25 protein-coding genes, 2 pseudogenes and 1 riboswitch are annotated in these 19162 nt (G+C 70.0%); of the genes and pseudogenes, 26 read left to right on the plus strand and 1 reads right to left on the minus strand.

The genetic code is table 11. From position 1 onward, the window contains the following. Window positions 1-22 precede the first annotated feature (22 nt). From rpsH to truA, 19 genes are all read left to right on the plus strand, one after another. Window positions 23-430, plus strand: coding sequence for a 30S ribosomal protein S8 (rpsH, locus tag IH26_RS0113520; protein ID WP_020513599.1), 408 nt, complete (start codon window positions 23-25; stop codon window positions 428-430). A gap of 14 nt (window positions 431-444) precedes the next feature. Then, window positions 445-984: a 50S ribosomal protein L6 gene (gene rplF, locus IH26_RS0113525; RefSeq protein ID WP_030436516.1), complete on the plus strand. Its 540-nt coding sequence runs from the start codon at window positions 445-447 to the stop codon at window positions 982-984. Then, window positions 981-1376: a 50S ribosomal protein L18 gene (gene rplR, locus IH26_RS0113530; protein ID WP_034215014.1), complete on the plus strand. Its 396-nt coding sequence runs from the start codon at window positions 981-983 to the stop codon at window positions 1374-1376. Before rplF ends, rplR begins: the two co-directional genes overlap by 4 nt. Before the next feature lie 13 nt (window positions 1377-1389). Next, complete coding sequence (rpsE, locus tag IH26_RS0113535) at window positions 1390-2013, plus strand: 30S ribosomal protein S5 (RefSeq protein WP_020513602.1); 624 nt, start codon at window positions 1390-1392, stop codon at window positions 2011-2013. Then, window positions 2013-2195, plus strand: coding sequence for a 50S ribosomal protein L30 (gene rpmD, locus IH26_RS0113540; RefSeq protein ID WP_026206137.1), 183 nt, complete (start codon window positions 2013-2015; stop codon window positions 2193-2195). The genes rpsE and rpmD overlap by 1 nt, the downstream gene beginning before the upstream one ends. Beyond that, window positions 2195-2638 carry a 50S ribosomal protein L15 gene (gene rplO, locus IH26_RS0113545; protein WP_030436518.1) on the plus strand — a complete coding sequence of 148 codons (444 nt, stop codon included), beginning with the start codon at window positions 2195-2197 and terminating at the stop codon, window positions 2636-2638. The genes rpmD and rplO overlap by 1 nt, the downstream gene beginning before the upstream one ends. Before the next feature lie 244 nt (window positions 2639-2882). Further along, window positions 2883-4226: a preprotein translocase subunit SecY gene (gene secY, locus IH26_RS0113550; protein WP_030436519.1), complete on the plus strand. Its 1344-nt coding sequence runs from the start codon at window positions 2883-2885 to the stop codon at window positions 4224-4226. A 65-nt stretch (window positions 4227-4291) separates the two neighbouring features. Continuing rightward, window positions 4292-4945 (plus strand): adenylate kinase, encoded by a 654-nt coding sequence (locus IH26_RS0113555; protein WP_030436520.1) that lies wholly within the window; start codon window positions 4292-4294, stop codon window positions 4943-4945. Between the two features lies 1 nt (window position 4946). Next, window positions 4947-5780 (plus strand): type I methionyl aminopeptidase, encoded by an 834-nt coding sequence (gene map / locus IH26_RS0113560; protein WP_030436521.1) that lies wholly within the window; start codon window positions 4947-4949, stop codon window positions 5778-5780. Window positions 5781-5933: 153 nt separating this feature from the next. Continuing rightward, window positions 5934-6392 (plus strand): DUF1707 SHOCT-like domain-containing protein, encoded by a 459-nt coding sequence (locus IH26_RS0113565; RefSeq protein WP_245665166.1) that lies wholly within the window; start codon window positions 5934-5936, stop codon window positions 6390-6392. A gap of 46 nt (window positions 6393-6438) precedes the next feature. Beyond that, complete coding sequence (locus IH26_RS0113570) at window positions 6439-7056, plus strand: DUF1707 SHOCT-like domain-containing protein (RefSeq protein WP_084598830.1); 618 nt, start codon at window positions 6439-6441, stop codon at window positions 7054-7056. 232 nt (window positions 7057-7288) lie between these two features. Continuing rightward, window positions 7289-7510: a translation initiation factor IF-1 gene (gene infA, locus IH26_RS0113575; protein ID WP_007073013.1), complete on the plus strand. Its 222-nt coding sequence runs from the start codon at window positions 7289-7291 to the stop codon at window positions 7508-7510. A 43-nt stretch (window positions 7511-7553) separates the two neighbouring features. Further along, the gene (gene rpmJ, locus IH26_RS0113580) at window positions 7554-7670 is read left to right on the plus strand and encodes a 50S ribosomal protein L36 (protein WP_015619018.1); all 117 of its coding nucleotides are present in this window, start codon (window positions 7554-7556) and stop codon (window positions 7668-7670) included. Between the two features lie 148 nt (window positions 7671-7818). Continuing rightward, window positions 7819-8199 (plus strand): 30S ribosomal protein S13, encoded by a 381-nt coding sequence (gene rpsM / locus IH26_RS0113585; protein WP_030436524.1) that lies wholly within the window; start codon window positions 7819-7821, stop codon window positions 8197-8199. A 17-nt stretch (window positions 8200-8216) separates the two neighbouring features. After that, a complete protein-coding gene (gene rpsK, locus IH26_RS0113590) occupies window positions 8217-8624 on the plus strand; it encodes a 30S ribosomal protein S11 (RefSeq protein WP_020513613.1) in 408 nt (135 codons plus the stop codon). Between the two features lie 16 nt (window positions 8625-8640). Further along, on the plus strand, window positions 8641-9267 hold the full coding sequence (rpsD, locus tag IH26_RS0113595; RefSeq protein WP_030436525.1) for a 30S ribosomal protein S4: 627 nt from the start codon (window positions 8641-8643) through the stop codon (window positions 9265-9267). A gap of 120 nt (window positions 9268-9387) precedes the next feature. After that, a complete protein-coding gene (locus IH26_RS0113600; RefSeq protein ID WP_020513615.1) occupies window positions 9388-10410 on the plus strand; it encodes a DNA-directed RNA polymerase subunit alpha in 1023 nt (340 codons plus the stop codon). A 36-nt stretch (window positions 10411-10446) separates the two neighbouring features. Then, window positions 10447-10968 carry a 50S ribosomal protein L17 gene (gene rplQ, locus IH26_RS0113605; protein ID WP_030436526.1) on the plus strand — a complete coding sequence of 174 codons (522 nt, stop codon included), beginning with the start codon at window positions 10447-10449 and terminating at the stop codon, window positions 10966-10968. 60 nt (window positions 10969-11028) lie between these two features. Further along, window positions 11029-11841: a tRNA pseudouridine(38-40) synthase TruA gene (gene truA / locus IH26_RS0113610; protein WP_030436527.1), complete on the plus strand. Its 813-nt coding sequence runs from the start codon at window positions 11029-11031 to the stop codon at window positions 11839-11841. Here the strand turns inward: truA and IH26_RS0113615 are convergent. Next, on the minus strand, window positions 11838-12566 hold the full coding sequence (locus IH26_RS0113615; protein ID WP_030436528.1) for a hypothetical protein: 729 nt from the start codon (window positions 12564-12566) through the stop codon (window positions 11838-11840). The genes truA and IH26_RS0113615 overlap by 4 nt on opposite strands. Before the next feature lie 96 nt (window positions 12567-12662). On the opposite strand from IH26_RS0113615, the gene IH26_RS0113620 reads away from it, so the two are divergent. The 7 genes and pseudogenes from IH26_RS0113620 to IH26_RS57885 all read left to right on the plus strand — a co-directional run. Next, window positions 12663-13274, plus strand: coding sequence for a class I SAM-dependent methyltransferase (locus IH26_RS0113620; RefSeq protein WP_030436529.1), 612 nt, complete (start codon window positions 12663-12665; stop codon window positions 13272-13274). Between the two features lie 34 nt (window positions 13275-13308). Next, window positions 13309-14955, plus strand: a complete 1647-nt coding sequence (locus IH26_RS0113625; RefSeq protein WP_030436530.1) for an ABC-F family ATP-binding cassette domain-containing protein — start codon at window positions 13309-13311, stop codon at window positions 14953-14955. Window positions 14956-15115: 160 nt separating this feature from the next. Continuing rightward, a riboswitch (TPP riboswitch) is annotated at window positions 15116-15227 on the plus strand. After that, a pseudogene (locus tag IH26_RS0113630) lies at window positions 15196-15792 on the plus strand (thiamine phosphate synthase); the annotation flags it as partial. Its footprint overlaps the riboswitch before it by 32 nt. Window positions 15793-15998: 206 nt before the next feature. Then, complete coding sequence (locus IH26_RS0113635; protein WP_084598817.1) at window positions 15999-17078, plus strand: FAD-dependent oxidoreductase; 1080 nt, start codon at window positions 15999-16001, stop codon at window positions 17076-17078. Next, on the plus strand, window positions 17078-17281 hold the full coding sequence (thiS, locus tag IH26_RS0113640) for a sulfur carrier protein ThiS (RefSeq protein ID WP_030436533.1): 204 nt from the start codon (window positions 17078-17080) through the stop codon (window positions 17279-17281). The genes IH26_RS0113635 and thiS overlap by 1 nt, the downstream gene beginning before the upstream one ends. Beyond that, on the plus strand, window positions 17278-18027 hold the full coding sequence (locus tag IH26_RS0113645; RefSeq protein ID WP_030436534.1) for a thiazole synthase: 750 nt from the start codon (window positions 17278-17280) through the stop codon (window positions 18025-18027). The genes thiS and IH26_RS0113645 overlap by 4 nt, the downstream gene beginning before the upstream one ends. Further along, a pseudogene (locus IH26_RS57885) lies at window positions 18021-18596 on the plus strand (thiamine phosphate synthase); the annotation flags it as partial. The gene IH26_RS0113645 and the pseudogene IH26_RS57885, both read left to right, overlap by 7 nt. Window positions 18597-19162: the final 566 nt, after the last annotated feature.

Below are 19162 nucleotides of genomic sequence, written 5' to 3' on the forward strand. Positions count from 1 at the left end.
CGAGAAAGGTTGACGAATACCCATGACGATGACGGACCCGATCGCAGACATGCTGACGCGTCTGCGTAACGCCAACCAGGCGTACCACGACAAGGTGACCATGCCCTTCTCGAAGATCAAGGCGAACATCGCCGAGGTCCTCAAGGCCGAGGGTTACATCGCCTCCTGGGCGGCCGAGGAGCCCGAGGAAGGCGCCGTCGGCAGGCGTCTGGTCGTTGAGCTCAAGTACGGCCAGAACCGCGAGCGCAGCCTCGCCGGCATCAAGCGCGTTTCCAAGCCCGGTCTCCGGGTTTACGCCAAGTCCGACGAGCTCCCGCGGGTGCTCGGCGGCCTGGGCGTCGCGATCATTTCGACGTCCCAGGGGCTGCTGACCGACAAGCAGGCCCGCAAGCGGAGCGTTGGCGGGGAAGTCCTCGCCTTCGTCTGGTAACTGGAGACTTAGACATGTCGCGAATCGGACGTAAGTCGATCCCGGTCCCGGCCGGCGTCGATGTCACCATCACGGGCCAGACCGTCAAGGTCAAGGGCCCCAAGGGCGAGCTGTCGCACACCGTCGCCGAGCCGATCACGGTCGAGCACGAGGGTGGCGAGCTGCACGTCAACCGCCCCAATGACGAGCGCAAGTCGAAGGAGCTCCACGGCCTCTCGCGTACCCTGGTCGCCAACATGATCGTCGGCGTGACCGAGGGCTACAAGAAGACGCTGGAGATCAACGGCACCGGTTACCGGGTTACCGCCAAGGGCAAGGACCTCGAGTTCGCCCTGGGCTTCTCGCACCCGGTCAACGTGGTCCCGCCGGCCGGGATCAGCTTCACCGTCGAGCGGCCGACGCAGTTCACGGTCGCCGGCATCGACAAGCAGCTGGTCGGCGAGGTGGCCGCCAACATCCGGAAGATCCGCCCGCCGGAGCCGTACAAGGGCAAGGGCGTCAAGTACCAGGGCGAGGTCATCCGCCGCAAGGCTGGAAAGGCAGGTAAGAAGTGACCGCCACGCTGCTCAAGCGCCGCAATGGCGGCGGCGCCGCCGCCAAGCGTGCCGTGGGGAAGGCGCGCCGGCACTTCCGGGTCCGCAAGAACGTCCGCGGTACCGCCGAGCGTCCCCGCCTGGTCGTCACCCGGTCCACGCGGCACATCTCCGCGCAGATCATCGACGACCTCAAGGGCCACACGCTGGTTTCGGCCTCCACCCTCGACGCCTCGCTGCGGGGCGCCGAGGGCGACAAGAGCGCCCTGGCCGGCAAGGTCGGCGCGCTTCTCGCCGAGCGGGCCAGGTCCGCGGGCGTGTCCAAGGTCGTCTTCGACCGCGGTGGCAACAAGTACGCGGGGCGGATCGCCGCGCTGGCCGACGCCGCCCGCGAAGCCGGACTCGAGTTCTAGGAGGAATTGACCAATGCCTGGTCAGCAGCGCCGAGGCGGCGGGTCCGGCGGTAACACCGAGGGTGGCAACCGCCGGGACAACCGCCGCGAGGGCGGTCGCGGCAACGCGCCCGTCGAGAAGACCCCGCATCTCGAGCGGGTCGTCGCGATCAACCGCGTCGCCAAGGTCGTCAAGGGCGGTCGTCGCTTCAGCTTCACCGCCCTGGTGATCGTGGGCGACGGCGACGGCACCGTCGGCATCGGCTACGGAAAGGCCAAGGAGGTGCCCGCGGCCATCGCCAAGGGCGTCGAGGAGGCCAAGAAGCACTTCTTCAAGGTGCCGCGGATCGGTGCGACCATTCCGCACCCGATCACCGGCGAGGCGGCCGCGGGTGTCGTGCTGCTCAAGCCGGCCTCCGCCGGTACCGGCGTCATCGCCGGTGGCCCGGTGCGTGCCGTGCTGGAGTGCGCAGGCATCCACGACGTGCTCTCGAAGAGCCTCGGCTCGTCGAACCCGATCAACATCGTGCACGCGACGGTGGCCGCGCTGAAGGGCCTCGAGTCGCCGGAGAAGGTCGCGGCGCGCCGTGGCCTGCCGGTCGAGGACGTGGCGCCGGCGGCCATGCTGGCGGCGCGTGCGGAAGCGGCGGTGCACTGATGGCACGCTTGAAGGTCACCCAGATCCGATCCGAGATCGGCCGTAAGCAGAACCAGCGGGACTCCCTGCGGTCGCTCGGCCTGAAGCGGATCAACGATGTGGTGGTCAAGGAGGACCGTCCCGAGATTCGGGGCATGATCTTCGCCGTGAACCACCTCGTCAGTGTCGAGGAGGTCGAGTAATGGGGATCAAGGTCCACCACCTCCGCCCGGCGCCCGGTGCCAAGACTCCGAAGACCCGCGTGGGTCGCGGTGAGGGCTCGAAGGGCAAGACCGCCGGTCGGGGTACCAAGGGCACCAAGGCGCGCTACCAGGTTCCGGCCCGGTTCGAGGGTGGGCAGATGCCCATTCACATGCGCCTGCCGAAGCTCAAGGGCTTCAAGAACAAGAACAAGGTCGTCTTCCAGGTCGTCAACCTGGACCGTCTCGCCGAGCTGTTCCCGAACGGCGGCGAGGTCGGCCCGGTCGAGCTGGCCGAGGCCGGCGCGGTCCGCAAGGGCCACCCGGTCAAGGTGCTCGGCTCCGGCGAGCTGGGCGGCGTGTCGCTGACCATCTCGGCGCACGCGTTCAGCGAGTCGGCCAAGGAGAAGATCGCAGCGGCCGGTGGTTCCACCACCGAGCTGTGAGGCTCGTGGGGGTGCTCGCCCGGGCGCCGAAAAATGGCGTCGCCCGGGCAGCATCCCCTTTGTGGCGTCTGACCTGCGGTTTCTCGAAGGACCCCGACGCCTACTCGCGGTGAGCCCTACCGTGACTCACCGCTCCGCTCCAAGACTGTTAGAGTCCGTTCCCAGCTAGGGATATCGGTCGTCCGGACCGATGCCTTTCCCCCACCCGCCGGACACGGCGGTAACCTCGCGCAGGAGGAAGAAGTTGCTCTCCGCCTTTACCAGTGCGTTCCGGACGCCTGACCTGCGCAAGAAACTGCTGTTCACGGTCGCGATGATCGCGCTGTACCGGCTCGGCGCCACCTTGCCCAGTCCCGGTGTGTCCTACACCAACGTGCAGACGTGTCTCAAGGCCGTGAACGAGGCCGGCACCGGTGGCGTGCTGAACCTGCTGAACCTGTTCTCCGGCGGTGCGCTGCTGCGCCTGTCGGTGTTCGCGCTCGGCATCATGCCGTACATCACCGCCTCGATCATCCTGCAGCTGCTCACGGTCGTCATCCCCCGTCTCGAGCAGCTGCGCAAGGAAGGTCAGTCCGGCCAGGCGAAGATCACGCAGTACACCCGGTACCTGACGCTCGGCCTGGCCGTTCTCCAGTCCTCGGCGTTCGTGGCGCTCGCCCGCACCGGTCAGCTCTTCGGCAACGCCTGTGACCAGAGCAACCCGAAGATGCAGATCATCCCGGAGAACACCGGCATCCCGATGTGGCTCACGCTCAGCATCCTGGTGCTGACCATGACCGCCGGCACCGGCGTGGTGATGTGGTTCGGCGAGATGGTCACCGACCGCGGCGTCGGCAACGGCATGTCCGTCCTGATCTTCACCTCGATCGCGGCCCGCCTCCCCGGCGAGGGCTGGTCGATCAAGCAGACCAGCGGCGTCGCCAAGTTCTTCCTGGTCATCGGCCTGGTCCTGGTGATCATCTGTCTGGTCGTCTTCATCGAGCAGGCCCAGCGCCGGATCCCGGTGCAGTACGCGAAGCGCATGATCGGCCGGCGCATGTACGGCGGCACCTCGACGTACATCCCGCTGAAGGTCAATCAGGCCGGTGTCGTCCCGGTGATCTTCGGCTCCTCGCTGCTCTACCTGCCGCAGCTGTACCTGCAGTTCTTCGACCAGAACAACCTCAAGGGCTACCAGATCTGGATCAAGCAGTGGCTGGCCACCCCGACCAGCATGCTCTACATCGGCGTCTACTTCTTCCTGATCATCTTCTTCACGTACTTCTACGTCTCGATCACGTTCAACCCGACCGAGGTCGCGGACAACATGAAGAAGTACGGTGGTTTCGTGCCGGGCATCCGGCCGGGCAAGCCGACCGCCGAGTACCTGGACTTCATCCTCAGCCGGATCACCCTGGCGGGCGCGCTCTACCTGGCCGTCATCTCGGTCCTGCCGAACTTCTTCTTCATCTGGCTGAACCAGCAGCAGTACCAGAACTTCCCGTTCGGTGGTACGGCAGTGCTGATCATGGTGGGTGTCGGCCTGGAGACGGTGAAGCAGATCGAGAGCCAGCTCATGCAGCGCAACTACGAAGGGTTCCTCCGCTAGTGGCAACGCTGGGCCGGGGGGCTCGTGCGTCCAGGATCTCAACTCACCTGAGCGAGGCGATGTAGGTGCGGCTGGTGCTGGTGGGCCCTCCGGGGGCCGGCAAGGGGACCCAGGCTGAGTTCATCGCCGCCCATCTCGCCGTACCGAAGATCTCGACCGGGGACATCTTCCGGGCCAACGTGTCGCAGGGCACGCCGCTGGGCGTGGAGGCCAAGCGCTACATGGACGCCGGGCAGCTGGTCCCGGACGAGGTCACCATCAACATGGTCCGGGACCGGCTCGCCGAGCCGGATGCCGGTGACGGGTTCCTGCTGGACGGTTTCCCCCGTACCGTCCCGCAGGCGTCCGCGCTGGACAAGCTGCTGGCCGACCTCGGCACCGCGCTCGACCTGGTGATGGAGCTCGTGGTCGACGACGACGAGGTGATCCGGCGGCTCTCCGGCCGGCGCACCTGCCGGGGCTGCGGCAAGATCTGGCACGTCGAGTTCGACCCGACCAGCAAGGAGAACATCTGCGACCGCTGCGGGTCGGAGCTGTTCCAGCGGGACGACGACAAGGCCGAGACGATCGCCAACCGCCTGGTCGAGTACGCCGAGAAGACCGCTCCGCTGGTCGACTTCTACGGCGCGCAGGGCAAGCTGGTGGGTATCGACGCGACCGGCCCGGTCGAGGACGTGACCGTGCGCGCCATCGACGCCCTGCGGTCGTACGGGGGCTGACATGCGCCGCCCCCAGCTGGACATTCAGCTGAAGACACCCGAACAGATCGAGCTGATGCGCGGCGCCGGCCTCGTGGTCGCCGCCGCGCTGGACGCGATGCGCGACGCGGTCGCCCCCGGCGTTTCCACCGCCGATCTGGACGCGATCGCCGAGAAGGTCATCCGGGACGCCGGCGCGATCCCGTCGTTCAAGGGCTACCACGGCTTCCCGGCGACGATCTGCGCCTCGGTCAACGAGCAGGTCGTGCACGGCATCCCGCGGCCCGAGCAGGTGCTGGCCGAGGGCGACCTGATCTCGCTGGACTGCGGCGCGATCCTGAACGGCTGGCACGGCGACTCGGCGATCACGGTGGGCGTCGGGGAGACCGACCCGGCGCTGCTGAAAATGGCCGAGGTGGCCGAGGAAGCGATGTGGGCCGGGATAGCCGCGGCCGCTCGCGGCGCCGCCAACGGCCGGGGCCGGCTCACCGACATCTCCTTCAACGTGGAGAAGGCGGTCCGCAAGGCCGGCCGGTACGGCATCGTGGACGGCTACGGCGGCCACGGCATCGGCACCGAGATGCACCAGGACCCGCACGTGCTCAACCACGGCAAGCCCGGCAAGGGCCCGCGGCTGATCCCCGGCCTGTGCCTCGCGATCGAGCCGATGATCACCATGGGCTCGCCGCGGACGGTCGAACTCGAGGACGGCTGGACGGTGATCACCCGGGACCTGTCGGTCGCCGCGCACGTGGAGCACACCATGTGTCTCCTCGAGGATGGCGTGTGGGTGACCACGGCGGTCGACGGCGGCCGCGGCCGGCTCGGCGATCTGGTGACGGCTCGCCAGCCCTGAACGGGCTCGGGTTCTCCGCGCCGTCCGTAAGACCAGGCGCCGACAATGACCCAGCCCCGAACGGGCTCGGGTTCTCCGCGCCGTCCGTGGGACCAGGCGCCGGCAATGACCCGGCCCTACCGGCTGTGGTTCCCGTGGGGCATGCTTTGACGCATGGGACGGGAGGACATGCGGGCCGGCGACGGTGATCGCAAGCAGGTCGCCGATCAGCTGAAGACCGCGCTCGACGAGGGCCGCCTCGATCTGAGCGAGTACGACGAGCGGATCCAGCGGACGTACGCGGCGAAGACCTACGCCGATCTGGACGGCCTGCTGGACGACCTGCCCGGTACGGTGCCCGTGCAGCACTCTCAGATCCAGCCTGCGCCCTCGGCGGCCCCGGCTGGTACTCCCGTCGACGGTGCGCGCTCCGCGGGCCGTCAGGTGGCCCAGTGGGTGGGCCCGTACGCGGGTGTGATTCTGGTCTGCACGCTGATCTGGCTGATCACCAGCGTGAGCTCCGGCCACCTCCAGTACTTCTGGCCGGTCTGGATGCTTATCCCGCTGGTCCTCGGCGTCGCCGGGCAGGTGTTCGGGGACGGCCGGGGGCGTGATCGGCGACGCCGGCGCTGAGCCTGGTGGACGGGGTGGCAACGTGACGGACATGAGCCGGGAGCGGATGCGGGCCGCCGACGCCGACCGGCACCAGGTCGCCGACCGGCTGCGGGCGGCGCTCGACGAGGGCCGCCTCGATCTGAGCGAGTACGACGAACGCCTGCGGGGGGCGTACGCCGCGAAGACCTATGGCGATCTCGACCGGTTGCTGACCGACCTGCCGGACGCCGCACCCGTCGTGCCGAGCCCGCCGCCATCGTCGCCGGCGGCGATCGCCACCGAGCCGGGTGGCCTCGCCGGGGCCTGGGTCCGGCATGTGTGGGCGCCGTGGATCAAGACCGCCGCCTGGCTGACCGCGTTCTGGGCGATGGCCTTCGTGTTCGCCGGCAACTCGCTCCTCTACTGGCCGGCCTGGGTGCTCGGGCCCTGGGGCGTGATCCTGGTCCTGCGTACGGTCGGCGGCCTGACCTCGGGCGAACCGCGCAGGCACGCCCTGGAGGCGGAGCACCGGCATGCCCTGCGGGCGCACCGGCAGGAGCGGAAGGCGCTCTACCAGCAGGCGATCGCGAACGGCGAGCTGCCGGCGAACCCGAGCAAGGAGCAGCGCAAGGCCTTCATCGCCGAGGCGACGGCCCGCGGCGATCTGGCGCCCAAGCCGCGGCGGCCCGCGGCGGGCGAGTGATTTGTCCGTTTTGAGAACGAGCGACACACCCGACCCCGGGTCACGGTGACCTCGGTTTGGCGTCGCTGCTGAGGCGCGCGTACACTGGCTCCTTGGCGCGCAGCGTCCACTCCCGCATGCCCTCAGCGCTTCGAGGGCGGCGGGTGCCGCGGCTGGTCCGAGTGCTCACCCGAGCCACTCGGGTATGACGTTGCATGCTAGCCCCGAACCCCAGTGTCAGGTAGCGGAGGACATGCCTAAGAAAGACGGAGCCATCGAGATCGAGGGCCGAGTGATCGAGCCCCTGCCGAACGCCATGTTCCGCGTGGAGCTCGCCAATGGTCACAAGGTGCTGGCACACATCTCCGGCAAGATGCGGCAGCACTACATCCGCATCCTTCCCGAGGACCGAGTCGTCGTCGAGCTCTCGCCGTACGACCTCACCCGGGGGCGAATCGTCTACCGCTACAAGTAACTGGCCGGGGGAGTCCCGTCCGTTCTGAGAGTTAAGGCAAACCGTGAAGGTCAAGCCGAGCGTCAAGCGGATCTGCAACAACTGCCGGGTCATCCGGCGGCACGGCCGCGTCATGGTCATCTGCAAGACCGACGCGCGCCACAAGCAGCGCCAGGGCTGAGCCCTCCAGCTGCCAGATCCGGCACCGAACACAAGCTCGTCCCAGCCGTCCTCGACGGCTACACCCCTGGTCGGAGGCCAGGGCCCGCCCGGGCAGGCGGGGTGGGAGGGGCACAGACCTCCGAAATGAAAGAGGAGTACGCCCACTTATGGCACGTCTAGTCGGCGTGGATCTGCCCCGCGAGAAGCGGATGGAGATCGCGCTCACCTACATCTACGGGATCGGTCGCACCCGTGCCGTCGAGGCACTGACCGCCACCGCGATTGACCTGAACAAGCGCGCCAAGGACCTCTCGGACGAGGAGCTGGTTCAGCTCCGCGACTACATCGAGGCCAATTTCAAGGTAGAAGGTGACCTTCGCCGCGAGGTCGCCGCGGACATCCGACGCAAGGTCGAAATCGGCTGCTACGCCGGCATCCGCCACCGCCGGGGCCTGCCCGTGCGGGGTCAGCGCACCCGGACCAACGCGCGTACGCGCAAGGGTCCGAAGCGCACGGTCGCTGGTAAGAAGAAGCCGGGTCGGAAGTAATAGGAGCGCACTGACTTATGCCACCGAAGGCACGCGCTGGGGCCGCAGTCAAGAAGGTCCGGCGCAAGGAACGCAAGAACGTCGCCCACGGGCAGGCGCACATCAAGAGCACCTTCAACAACACCATCGTGTCGATCACCGACCCGACCGGTGCGGTCATCTCCTGGGCCTCGTCCGGCCAGGTCGGTTTCAAGGGCTCCCGCAAGTCGACCCCGTTCGCCGCGCAGCTGGCCGCCGAGGCCGCCGCCCGCCGGGCGATGGAGCACGGCATGCGCAAGGTCGACGTGTTCGTCAAGGGCCCCGGCTCCGGCCGGGAGACCGCGATCCGTTCGCTGCAGGCCGCGGGCCTCGAGGTCGGCCAGATCGCCGACGTCACCCCGCAGCCGCACAACGGTTGCCGTCCGCCGAAGCGTCGCCGGGTCTGAGGGAGATCTAGGAACAATGGCTCGTTATACAGGTGCGGACTGCAAGCGCTGCCGCCGCGAGAAGATGAAGCTGTTCCTCAAGGGCAGCAAGTGCGACGGGCCGAAGTGCCCGTTCGAGTCGCGTCCCTTCCCGCCCGGCCAGCACGGCCGCGGCCGGACCAAGGAGACCGAGTACCTGCTCCAGCACCGCGAGAAGCAGAAGGCCCGCCGCGTCTACGGCGTGCTCGAGAAGCAGTTCCGCGGTTACTACGAGGAGGCTGTCACCAAGCCCGGCAAGACCGGTGAGGTGCTGCTGCAGATCCTCGAGTCGCGTCTCGACAACGTCGTCTACCGGGCCGGCCTCGCGCAGTCCCGGGACATGGCCCGGCAGCTGGTCAAGCACGGCCACTTCCTGGTCAACGGCGTCAAGGTGGACATCCCGTCCTACCGCGTCAAGGAGCACGACATCGTCACGACCCGGGAGAAGTCGAAGGAGATGACCCCCTTCGTCGTCGCCCAGGCCCAGGCCGGGTCCCGGCCGGTGCCGGCGTGGCTCGAGCCGATCCCCAGCGAGATGAAGATCCTCGTGCACTCGCTCCCGTCCCGCGCGGTCATCGACACGCAGGTCCAGGAGCAGCTGATCGTCGAGCTTTACTCCAAGTAAGGCTCTTTGGGATGCCGGCCGCCCTCCTGCCGCAGTTCGGGTTTTGGCGGGCAGTCCGGCATCCCAAAAACATCAGGACGGCCATCAAATAGCGGGTGGCCTGACAGAAAGAAGAATTGCGTGCTCATCAGCCAGCGGCCGACCCTCTCGGAGGAGTCGCTCTCGGAGACCCGCTCCCGGTTCACCATCGAGCCTCTGGAGCCGGGTTTCGGCTACACCCTCGGCAACTCCCTCCGCCGGACTCTGCTGTCGTCCATCCCGGGCGCGGCGGTGACCAGCATCAAGATCGACGGCGTCCTGCACGAGTTCACCACCATCCCCGGTGTCAAGGAGGACGTGGTCGAGCTGGTCATGAACGTCAAGGAGCTCACGGTCAGCTCCGAGCACGACGAGCCGGTCAGCATGTACCTGCGCAAGCAGGGCCCGGGCGACGTCACCGCCGGTGACATCCAGCCCCCGGCCGGCGTCTCCGTGCACAACCCCGACCTGAAGCTGGCCACGCTCAACAGCAAGGGCCGGCTCGACATGGAGCTCACCGTCGAGCGGGGCCGTGGCTACGTCACGGCGGCGCAGAACAAGAACACCGGCGCCGAGATCGGCCGGATCCCGGTCGACTCGATCTACTCGCCGGTGATGAAGGTGACCTACCGCGTCGAGGCGACCCGTGTCGAGCAGCGCACCGACTTCGACCGCCTGATCATCGACGTCGAGTCGAAGGCGTCCATCTCGCCCCGTACCGCGCTGGCGTCGGCCGGCTCGACCCTCGTCGAGCTGTTCGGCCTCTGCCGCGAGCTGGACGAGACCGCCGAGGGCATCGACATCGGTCCGTCCCCGCAGGACGCTCAGCTGGCCGCCGACCTGGCCCTGCCGATCGAGGAGCTGGACCTCACCGTCCGGTCGTACAACTGCCTCAAGCGCGAGGGCATCAACAGCGTGGGCGAGTTGATCGGACGTACGGAAGCCGATCTTCTGGATATAAGGAATTTCGGTCAGAAGTCCATCGACGAGGTCAAGATGAAGCTCGCCGGAATGGGCCTGGGGCTCAAGGACAGCGCGCCGTCCTTCGACCCGGCGCACGTCGTGGATTCGTTCGGCGACGTGGACTACGACACCGACGACTACCGCGAGACCGAGCAGCTGTAAGCTCGGCGGCCGCGCCATTCACAAGGAGCATCCGAAATGCCCACGCCCACCAAGGGTCCCCGCCTCGGCGGCAGCCCGGCGCACGAGAAGCTGATCCTGGCCAACCTGGCCACGGAGCTCTTCCGGCACGGGAAGATCAAGACCACCGAGACGAAGGCCAAGCGGCTGCGCCCGCTGGCTGAGCAGCTCATCACGAAGGCCAAGCGCGGCGACCTGCACTCCCGTCGCCGGGTCCTGACCGTCGTGCGGGACAAGGACGTCGTGTACGCCCTGTTCGAGCAGATCGCTCCGCGGTACGGCAACCGGCCGGGCGGCTACACCCGCATCACCAAGACCGGCCCGCGCAAGGGCGACGCCGCTCCGATGGCCGTCATCGAGCTGGTCGAGGAGCTGCAGGTCGCGGCCACCACGGCGCCGGCGAAGAAGGCCGCCAAGAAGGCCGCGGCGCAGCAGGACAAGGTCGAGGCGCTGGCCCGCGAGGACGAGGCGCCCGCCGCCACGCCCGAGCCCGAGCCGGTGGCCGACGACGAGGTCGCCGAGGTTCCGGACGACAAGTAAGTCTCATCGAGATCGGCCCGGCACCCCGAGGTGCCGGGCCTTTCTTTGTCGGAGGGGTGAATGGGTTCGATCCGCTTGCGCCTGGACGTGTCGTACGACGGGGCCGATTTCTCCGGGTGGGCCGCGCAGCCCGCTCGGCGTACGGTCGCCGGGGTCTTGATCTTGGCCTTGGAACGCCTGGTCGGGGCGGACACGCCGCTGGGGCTGACGGTGGCGGGACGGACCGACGCCGGGGTGCACGCCACCGGGCAGGTCTGCCACCTCGACTTTCCGCTGGACGCGTGGGGCGAGCTGGAGGGGACGCTGCTGCGCCGGCTGGCCGCGCTGATGCCGCCGGACGCCCGGGTGCGGGCGATCACGCCGGTGCCGGAGACCTTCGACGCGCGCTTCTCGGCGACCTTCCGGCGGTACGAGTACCGGGTCGCGGACACGCCGTGGGGCCCGGAGCCGCTGCGCCGGCACGACACCCTCGGCTGGGTGCGTCCGCTCGACCTGGACCGGCTCAACGCGGCCGCGGCCGGTCTGGTCGGCGAGCACGACTATGCGGCCTACTGCAAAAGAAAAGAGCATGCGACGACCGTACGGGCGATCACCCGGCTCGATTGGCGGCGCGATCCGGACGGCGTCTGCGTGGCGACCGTGCAGGCCGACGCGTTCTGCCAGTCGATGGTCCGCAGCCTGGTCGGGGCCATGCTCACGGTGGGCGACGGGCGACGCGAGCCGTCCTGGCCGGCGACCCTGCTCACGCTGCGGGAACGTTCGAGCGAGGTGACCGTGGCCCCGGCCCACGGGCTCACCCTGGTCGCGGTCGGTTATGCCGAGGAGGCCGACTACGCGGCCCGCGCGGAGGCCACCCGCCGGCTGCGCGCCTAGGGTTCGCGGCGGGCCATCACCGTGGTGCCGAGATAGCTGTCGACCAGGTCGTTGGTGATCCGGACCGCGTACGGGTCGCCGGCCGGCACCACCTCGCCGCCCGGCCGGTTGATCACGCAGTACAGCAGGTAGCGGCCGCGGGTCCGCCAGCCCACCTGGGAGGTGGGCAGGACATCCGGGTCGAGGCCGGCGCGGGGCAGGGTGGCGAAGGTGCCCTCGCCCGTCTCCACCAGGTGTCGCAGCTTGCCGTCGACGTCGGCCGCGCCCGGCGCGTCGGCCAGGCCGAACACGCCCGCGGTGACCTCGTAGCCGCCGTACGGCGCGACCAGGCCGGCGCGTATCACCTGGTCGCAGCCGTGGTCGGCGAGCAGCGAACCGAGCGCGCCGACCGTCGCCGTGGAGCAGTCGGCGTCGAGGTGGGTCATGGTGATCCGGTACGGCTGGGCCGCCGGCGGACGCACGACCTCCCGGTCCGGGAAGACCTCGTCGAGCGAGAGCGGCTCCGCGTCCACCTTGGGGTCGGCCGGGACCGGGGTGTCGTCGCGATGGTGCTCGCCGGCGACCACGAAGAACACGGTCACCGCGAGCAGGCCGAGCAGGATCAGTCCGCCGAGGCCGCGGACCAGGAACTCGGCGGCGCGCTCCGGCTCGCGGACGGCCCTCCGGCGTGCGCGGCTGGGCGAGCGGTGCTGTCCGGCGGGCGCGAGGGGGGTCCCGTACAGCATGCATTTCACGGTAGGAGCGCACGGTGGTCGATGGACGCACTGACTGTGCGGCACCCCGGCGCACCTGGTCGTTCGGAGCGGCGGCAGACTGGCGGGGTGACCGCCGAGCATTACTTCAGCGCCGAGCCCAGCGCGCCCGCCCAGCGTGGCGAGATCGAGTTCAGCGTCGCCGGGCGCGACTACCGGCTGGTCGTGGCGTCCGGCGTCTTCTCGGCCGGCCGGCTCGACCCGGGCACCACCGTACTGCTGCGGAAGGGCGACCTGCCCACGGCAGCGGCCACCGGGGTCTTCCTCGACCTCGGCTGCGGGTACGGTCCGATCGCCGCGGTGCTGGCCACCGAGTCACCACGGGCGACGGTCTGGGCGATCGACGTGAACTCACGGGCCCGCGAGCTGACCGCCGAGAACGCGGAAACGCTGGGCCTGGCCAACCTCAAGGTGGCCGAGCCGGAAGAGGTGCCCGGCGAGGTCGTCTTCGACCAGATCTGGAGCAACCCGCCGACCCACGTGGGCAAGGCCGAGCTGCGCGCGCTGATGGAGCGCTGGCTGCCGCGGCTCGCCCCGGACGGGGTGGCCTGGCTGGTGATCAACCGGCATCTCGGCGGGGACTCGCTGCACGCCTGGCTGGTCGAGCTGGGCTGGTCGGTCGAGCGGATGGCCAGCCAGAAGGGGTTCCGAGTGCTGCGCGTGTGCCGGAAAACCGGCTGACCGAAGCGGCCCTCGCCGGGGAGAATGCTGGCCCATGGGTTACGTGGATGTCGCCGGAGTGGGCTACGTGCTGCCCGACGGCCGTGAGCTGTTCGCCGACGTGTCGTTCCGGGTCGGTGAGGGCGCCAAGGTCGCGCTGGTCGGGCCGAACGGCGCGGGCAAGACCACGCTGCTGCGGATGGTCGCCGGTGACCTGCCGACCCCGAGCGGCGGCATCGCGCGCTCCGGCGGCCTCGGGGTGATGCGCCAGTTCATCGGCATGATCGGCGACGACCGTACGCTCGAGGAGCTGGCTCTTTCGCTGGTCGAGCCGGCGCTCGGCGCGGCCGGGGAGCGGCTTGCCACCGCCGCGGCGACGCTCGACGAGACCGAGCGCAGCCAGCTCGCGTACGCCAATGCCCTGGCGCACTGGGGCGAGGTGGGCGGCTACGACGCCGAGGTCCTCTTTGACACCGTCGCGGTCGGCATCCTCGGCAAACCGTGGGACGAGGTGCGCCACCGGCCGGTCCGCACGCTCTCCGGTGGACAGCAGAAGCGCTTCGCCCTCGACCTACTGCTGCGCGGGCGGGACGAGGTGCTGCTGCTCGACGAGCCGGACAACTTCCTCGACGTGCCCGGCAAGCGCTGGCTCGAGGAACGGCTGCGGGAGTCGTCGAAATCCGTGTTGTACGTGTCGCACGACCGCGAGCTGCTGGCCGAGACCGCGAACCGGGTGGTCGCGGTCGAGGGCGGCAGCGCCTGGACCCATCCGGGCGGGTTCGCCTCCTGGCACGAGGCCCGGGTGCACCGGCACGAGAAGCTCGAGGAGAATCGCCGGCGCTGGGACGAGGAGCATCAGAAACTGCGCGAGCAGATGCTGATGTACAAGCAGAAGGCCGCCTACAACTCCGATATGGCCTCTAGATATCAGTCCGCGCAGACGAAGCTCCGGAAGTTCGAGGAGGCGGGCCCGCCGCCGCTGCCGCCGAAGGACCAGTCGCTGCGGATGAACCTGCGCGGCGGCCGCACCGGCAAGCGCGCTGTGATCTGCGAGCAGCTCGAAATGGAGGACCTGACCTTCCCGTTCGACCTGGAGATCTGGTACGGCGACCGGGTCGCGGTGTTAGGGGCGAACGGGACCGGGAAATCGCACTTCCTGCGGCTGCTGGCGGGCGGCGGCACCGACCCGGACATCGACAACAGGCCGGTGGACGGGGCGCCGCTCGCGCACGTCAAGCACACCGGGGTGGCCCGGCTGGGCGCGCGGGTGCGTCCCGGGCACTTCTCGCAGACGCACGACCGGCCCGAGCTGCTCGAACGCACGCTGGTGGAGATCCTCTGGCGCGGTGACGACCACCGCGCCGGGATGGACCGGGCCGGGGCGATGAAGGCGCTCAACCGGTACGAGCTGGCTGGGCAGGGCGACCAGCGGTTCGGCACGCTCTCCGGCGGGCAGCAGGCGCGGTTCCTGGTGCTGCTGCTGGAGCTGTCCGGGGCGACAGTTCTGCTGCTGGACGAACCGACGGACAACTTGGACCTTGCCTCGGCGGAGGCGCTGGAAGAGGGGCTGAAGCAGTTCGAGGGGACGGTGATAGCGGTCACGCACGACCGCTGGTTCACCCGGTCGTTCGACCGCTTCGTGCTGTTCCAGGGCGACGGCGAGGTGATCGAGACCCCGGAGCCGGTCTGGGACGTCCGCTGAGCTGGCTGGCTCCCCTTCGCTCCGCGGACGATCGCCTTGTAACCGGTGAGATGGCATGTGGTTTCCGTCGCCGCGGTGTTTACGGTGCCGGAAACCACACGCCATCTCACCGGCGGCGATCGCTAGCTTTTCCGTCGCTGGGCGATTACGGTCCGAGAGAAGACAACCCCACGGGAGTCCGGTGCACCGGGCTGAGAGGGGGGCTGATGCGGCCCCCGACCGTCGAACCTGATCCGGATCATGCCGGCGCAGGGAGGAGCGTTCGTTTTGTTTCCTCGTTTGCACATCGTCACCGACTCGCTCCAGGTCGTGCGGGCGGCGGTCGGGCAGGGGCCGGTCGCCATTCAGGTGCGGGTCAAGACGTCGGACCGGGCGGCCTATGAGCTGACCGTCGAGGCGCTCGCGTTGTGTCGTGCGGCCGGGGCGATGTGCCTGGTGGACGATCGGGTCGGGGTGGCGCTCGCGGCCGGGGCGGACGGCGTCCACGTCGGCGCCGAGGACCTGCCGGTGGCGGCGGTCCGGCGCGTGCTGGGGGCGGCGGCCGTGGTGGGAGCAACCTGCCGTGCGCCGGAAGCCGCGCGCGCCGCGGTCGCCGAGGGGGCCAGCTATCTCGGGGTCGGGCCGGCCTTCGCCACGTCCAGCAAGGACGGGTTGCCGCCGCCGCTCGGGGCGGCCGGGATCGGGGCGGTGGCCGACGCGGTGCCGGGCACGCCGGTGATCGCGATCGGCGGGATCACCGCGGCTCGGGTCGCTCAGCTGCCCGGGTACGGGGTGGCGGCGATCTCGGCAGTCGCGCGGGACCCGGCCGCGGGGACCAAGTCGCTGCTCGACGCTCTGGCAGACCGGCTCGACGGGGCGGATCGGCACGACGTGGCGGATCGGCTCGACGTGGCGGATCGGCTCGACGTGGCGGATCGGCTCGACGTGGCGGATCGGCTCGACGGGGTGGATCGGCTCGACGGGGTGGATCGGCTCGACAGGGCGGATCGACTCGACAGGGCGGATCGACTCGACAGGGCGGATCGACTCGACAGGGCGGACCGATGAGTGCGCCGCGGGTGGCGATCGTCGGGGGCGGGATCATCGGGCTGGCCATCGGCTGGCGGTTGCGGCAGCGCGGCATCGACGACCTGGTAGTGCTGGACAGCGGCGAGCCGGGCGCCTGGCACGTCGCGGCCGGCATGCTGGCGCCCGGCGGCGAGTCCGCCTTCGAGCAACCGGCGCTCGCCCGGCTGCTCGAGGCGTCCAACGAACGCTGGCCCGCCTTCGCCGCCGAGCTCGGGGTGGACGTGGGGTTCGACACCACCGGGACGCTCGGGCTGGCGATGACCGCGGACGATCAGGCCGAGGCGGCCCGGTTCTGGACCCCTCCGCTGTTGCGCCCTTCCGAGCTGCGCGAACGAGAGCCGGCCCTGTCGCCGCGGGTGCGGGCCGGGGTGTACGCGCCGGCCGAGCGGCAGGTCGACCCACGCAAGGTGGTGGCCGCCCTGCGGGAACGACTGGCCGACCGGATCGTGGCCAAGCGGGTCGAGGATCTCGCCGAGGTGGACGCGGATGTCGTCGTGGTCGCGGCCGGTTGCGACACCGCCCGGCTGACCGGGCTGCCGGTGCGGCCCGTGAAGGGCCAGCTGCTGCGGCTGCGCGGCGAGCCGGGGCTGCTGCGGCACGTCCTCTCGGCGACGGTGGACGGCCGGGAGGTCTATCTGGTGCCGCGAGCCGACGGCGAGATCCTGGTGGGCGCTACCCAGGAGGAGCGAACCGATCACGCGGTCACGGCGGGCGCCGTGCACGAGTTGCTGCATGCGGCGCTCGACCTGGTGCCGGGACTCGCCGAGTTTGAGCTGATCGAGACGACCGTCGGGCACCGGCCGGGCACGCCGGACAATGCGCCGCTGCTCGGATGGTTGGCCCCGAACGACATCACCGATTTATCGGGTTTATCGGGCGTGGCCTTGTCGGGCGCGGCTTCGCCGGGCGCGGGCGATCGCCTGGTGATCGTGGCGGCCGGGCATCACCGCAACGGGGTGCTGCTGACCCCGATCACCGCGGATCTGATCGCCGGCCTGGTGGCCGACGGTCACCAGGATCCATTACTCGAGAAATTCGCGCCGGGGAGGTTCTGATGCGGTTGACGGTCAACGGGCGGGAGCTGGACGAGAACGGCGACGGGCTCTCGGTGGCGGCCCTGGTCGAGCGGCTCACCGAGGCGCGGCGCGGGGTGGCGGTGGCGGTCAACGGGACGGTGGTGCCCCGCTCGACCTGGGCGACCAGCCGGGTCGTGGACGGCGACGCGGTCGAGGTGCTCACCGCGGCGCAGGGAGGATGAGCATGCTGTTCGGGGAGTCCCGGCTGATCCTCGGCACCGGCGGGGCGAACAGCCTCGCGGCGCTGGAATCGGCGATCACCGCATCCGGAACCGAGCTGGTGACGGTCGCGCTGCGCCGGGTCGATGTGGCCGGTCCGGGCCTGCTGCCGATGCTCGACCGGCTCGGCGTGCGGGTGCTACCGAACACGGCCGGCTGCTACACGACAGGGGACGCGATCAAGACCGCACACCTCGCCCGGGACGCGTTCGAGACCGATCTGATCAAGCTGGAGGTGATCGGCGACGAACGCACCCTGCTGCCCGACGGCGTGGAGCTGCTGCGGGCGGCGGAGACGCTGGTGACCGACGGTTTCACGGTGTTGCCGTACACCAGCGACGACCCGATCCTGGCCCGCCGGCTCGCCGATGTCGGGTGCGCGGCGGTGATGCCGGCCGGGTCGCCGATCGGATCCGGGCTCGGCATCTCCAACCCGCACCACATCGAGCTGATCCGCCAGGCGGTCTCGGTGCCGGTCGTGCTGGACGCGGGGATCGGGACGGCCTCGGACGCGGCGCTGGCGATGGAGCTGGGCTGCGACGCGGTGCTGATCGCGAGCGCGATCACCCGGGCCGAGGACCCGGCCGGGATGGCGGCGGCGATGCGGCACGCGGTGCAGGCGGGCCGGCTGGCCTATACGTCGGGGCGGATTCCGCGACGGTTCCATGCGTTGGCGTCCACGTCGGACGAAGGGCTCGCACGGTGGTGACGCCGAGCGGGCTGGTGCTGCTGACGGATCGACGGCTCGCCTCCGGCTCGCTTCCGATGGTGGTTGCGGCGGCGGTCCGCGGGGGCGTCGCGTGGGTCATTCTCCGTGAGCGCGATTTGCCGTACGCCGAAAGACGGGCGCTCGCCGTGACCCTCCGAGACCTCCTGCCGCCGGGCCGGCTCATTGTCAGCGGGCCGGACCCGCTCGGCGCGGACGCGGTGCACCTGGCGGAGGCGGATCCGTTGCCGGCCGCCGGGGTGGCGCTGATCGGGCGCTCCTGCCACGAGGTGCCTCGGCTGTCCATCGAGGACTACGTGACGTTGTCGCCGGTCTACCCGACGCAGTCGAAGCCCGGCTACGGCCCGGCGATCGCCCCGGCGGCGGCCGCCGAGCTGGCGGGCCGGGTACCGTGGTTGGCGCTCGGCGGCATCGACACGGCCGAGCGCGCCGCCGCCTGCGCGGTCGTCGGCGCCCAGGGCATCGCGGTGATGGGCGCCATCATGCGAGCCCCCGACCCGGAGCGCACGGCCCGAGACCTGGCCACGGCCTTCGGCGCGGCCCGCGCGGCCCACGCGGCTCACGCGGCTCGCCTACGCGAACAGGCCGCACGGCAAATGTTGACTCGCAATGTTGATGTGGACGTGTTGACAGTCAATATTGACGAGTCGACGGTCAATATTGATGCAGTCAACCCATCAATCAAGCCCGGTCAACATGCCGCACCCAGTCAACGTGGCGCGGCCGGTCAACGTGGCGCGGCCGGTCAACGTGGCGCGGCCGGTCAACGTGGCGCGGCCGGTCAACGTGGCGCGGCCGGTCAACGTGGCGCGCGACGATCGCGGTCCTCGCTGCCGGCGCAATGGGATCGGCCCGGCCGATCGGCACCGCGCGGCCTGCGGGAGCAGCGCGGCCCGTTGCCCCGCCGACCGAGACGGCGCACCGGGTTGTCCCGCAGGCGGAGGCGGCGCACCGGGTTGCCCCGCAGGCGGAGGCGGCGCGTCGGGTTGCTCCGCAGGCGGAGGCAGCGCGTCGGGTTGCTCCGCAGGCGGAGGCGGCGCGTCCGGCGGCCCCGCGAAGTGAGACGGCGCGTCCGGCAGCCCCGCGAAGTGAGACGGCGCGTCCGGCCGCCTTGGTC

The organism is Actinoplanes subtropicus (assembly GCF_000721705.1).
Taxonomy (GTDB): domain Bacteria; phylum Actinomycetota; class Actinomycetes; order Mycobacteriales; family Micromonosporaceae; genus Actinoplanes; species Actinoplanes subtropicus.